Consider the following 2,842-nt stretch of genomic DNA (forward strand, 5'->3'; position numbering starts at 1 on the left):
GACTGTGGGACACACCATGACCGAGATATTAACGCTAGTAAAAATATTTTGGCCGCAGGACTTGCGGTGTCAGTCTGTAGAGCGACCATAAGACCAGAACAGAGTAAATCTGTTAAGGCCGGTGCGAAACCCCGCAAGGGAAAGAAGCAGAAACCTAAATCGTGAGGTTTGGGAATCACCGTCCGTTTCACGGCGGTGAGGATGTCAATAGCGGAACAATCGCCATCGCCGAGAAATTGTACCAATTAAAGCGAAAAATTGACTCTCCTGAAACCCCGAAGATCGAACGGGTGTTGATTGTGAGCAAAAACGGCGATCGCCTGCTGCTCAAAGATGCTACCCTAGAGCAACTACAAAAACTCTTGGAACAAGAAAAATGAAGATACTGCATATTGATCTTCAGGAGAGCGGTAGCAATAGCGTTGAGTTCCGATTTTTCTGGGATAACCCCAACCAGACTCGTACCTACACAAGATTCCTGAATGAAATAGACAACCTAAGTGAAAAGGCTGACACCGATTACTATACCCGTTTACCGGAAGACCACGCCAAAACAGGACAAGGTTTGTACCGATGGTTAGATGGTACAGAGCGCATCCTCCAGAGCGAATTAGATAGCCACCGGGGAGAGAAAATAGTTCTGGCTATCAGCACCAGCAAAGGATTAGTCCATCTACCCTGGGAATTATTACACGATGGGCAGAGTTTTCTGGTGTCTAAGCTTCCCGCTATTGTTCCCATGCGGTGGATGAAAACCGGTAATGAAAGGCTGTTAACTGTTGACAACAACCCGCAGGATCGAGCCTTAAATGTGGTTTTCATGGCAAGTTCTGCCAAGGGTGTAAAGCCTATACTAGACTTTGAGGCAGAAGAGGGGAAGATCCTCAAAGCAACTAGAGGAAAACCCCTATCTTTAACCGTTGAAGAGAGCGGATGTATTAAAGAATTAGGCGAATTGATAGCCAGTAAAGATAGGGGATACTTCGATGTTATCCACCTGAGCGGACACGCCATAATTGAAGACGAGAAACCCTATTTTATTACCGAGACGGAATACGGAGATAGACAAGATACTAGCGCCGAAGATATTGCCAGAGAATTACAGTTTAATTTACCTAAGCTTTTGTTTTTATCAGGGTGTCGGACAGGCTACTCCGATGGTGATGGGAGCCTTTCGATGGCCGAGAAGTTATTAAAAAATGGGGCTAAAACCGTTTTGGGGTGGGGTCAACCCGTCAGGGATCAGGAAGCTGCTGACACGGCGGCCATCCTCTACGAAAAGCTTTCTCAAGGCTTTACTTTAAGCGAGTCGTTAGCTTTTGCCTATCAGAAATTATTAGGAAATCAGGCGAGGGATTGGCATTGTTTACGCCTCTATGTGAGGGGAAGTATCCCAGAAGCTTTGGTAAGGAGAGGACAGAAAAAACCTTTACCTCCCGTATCCGTTGTTGACCAATTTGTGGACCCAGAAACGAAATATTTGCGGGTAGCCACACGGGAAACTTTTATCGGTCGCCGCCGTGACCTTCAGGATTGCTTGCAAGTGCTGAAAAAACCCTTTGATAATCCTAAAGCAATTCATAAGGCCGGCGTTTTTCTGCAAGGTTTTGGTGGTAACGGGAAAAGTACCCTCGCCGCTCGTCTGTGCGATCGCCTTCCAGACTATACTAAGCTTGTCTGGCATCAACAAATTGATCAAACTAGCTTGGTTAATACCCTAGCTAAAAAATTAGATCGTTCACAACGTCAAATCCTTCTGGATTTTAATGAGGAGCTAGACTATCGCTTAAGGGATGTTTTTGGTCAGTTAAACCAGCCTTTTTTGCTCATCCTCGATGATTTCGAGTGGAACTTAAAATGCCCTTCATCCAGCGATGACTATATCCTTAAAGCAGGGGCAGCTCAACTATTACAAGCTCTCGTTTGGGCGATACAGGAAACTAATTACTATCATCGCCTGATTATTACCTCGCGCTATACCTTTAATTCCCCTCTATTAGAGGAATTTTATCATCTCAAGTCTTTACCCTCTTTCAAATCCAACGAGTCCGATTTAGAAAAGAAACTGCGGCGGTTAGAGCATTTTAGTTCGGGTAAGATTGATAAAAACTATATAGAAAGAGCTTTAAACCTTGCTGATGGCAACCCCCGTCTGTTGGAATGGCTCAATAATGAGGTTTTAAGTGCAGGGAATATAGATACAAAGTTGCGGTCATTTGAGAATGAAACTGATGTTACTTGGCGCAATAAGATAGTCTGGCGGTTAGAAGAAAAACCTCAACTATTGACGGATGAAGCTCTTGAAAAAGTGGTCAGTAATTGCCTAATCTATGAAATTCCTGTCCCTTTGGTTGCTTTAGAAGCGGTTTGTCAATCTGTTCCCAACTATCAGAAAAAATTACAACAAGCACAGGATAAAGGCTTGATCGAGGTAATCTGCAATGACGACAGAGAAACCCTCTACCGCGCCTCTCACATCAAACATATTAATCCCCATATCGAGCTTCCCAAAGATGCAAGTAAGCTTTCTGCTTTAGAGAAAACGGCAGCCAAGATTTTAACTGAACTATGGGGAAATGAAGAGAACGAAAATGCAGAAAGATGGGCAGAGATTTTCCGTCTAGCTTTTGCAGAGATAGAAAACCCAGAAAGGTTTAGGCAACAATTCGATAAGATGATCTCGGTACAAGACAACTCAGAGGCTGATAGTGCCTACGAAAAAGAACGGCTCTTCGTTACTCTTTATGCTAAATCAACAGACAAGATGCCAAGATAACATACTTCTAACCCAAAAATTCCGAAAGTTTCTAAAGCCATAGCCTCTTCGTTTTATTAGTTTAAG

The 2,842-nt window shown here is 43.7% G+C and carries 2 protein-coding genes and 1 pseudogene; all 3 read left to right on the plus strand.

All coding sequences use genetic code 11. From position 1 onward, the window contains the following. A pseudogene (locus EWV84_RS04200) lies at positions 1 to 165 on the plus strand (RNA-guided endonuclease TnpB family protein); the annotation flags it as partial. Continuing rightward, positions 162 to 380, plus strand: a complete 219-nt coding sequence (locus EWV84_RS04205) for a hypothetical protein (protein ID WP_287076650.1) — start codon at positions 162 to 164, stop codon at positions 378 to 380. The pseudogene EWV84_RS04200 and the gene EWV84_RS04205, both read left to right, overlap by 4 nt. After that, the gene (locus tag EWV84_RS04210; protein ID WP_287076648.1) at positions 377 to 2,776 is read left to right on the plus strand and encodes a CHAT domain-containing protein; all 2,400 of its coding nucleotides are present in this window, start codon (positions 377 to 379) and stop codon (positions 2,774 to 2,776) included. The genes EWV84_RS04205 and EWV84_RS04210 overlap by 4 nt, the downstream gene beginning before the upstream one ends. Positions 2,777 to 2,842 lie beyond the last annotated feature (66 nt).

Source organism: Microcystis sp. M_QC_C_20170808_M3Col (assembly GCF_007095505.1).
Lineage (GTDB): Bacteria > Cyanobacteriota > Cyanobacteriia > Cyanobacteriales > Microcystaceae > Microcystis.

Excerpts from the sequence above, each read along its gene's own strand:
- EWV84_RS04210 (WP_287076648.1), top strand. The coding sequence starts at position 377 with ATGAAGATACTGCATATTGATCTTCAGGAGAGCGGTAGCAATAGCGTT.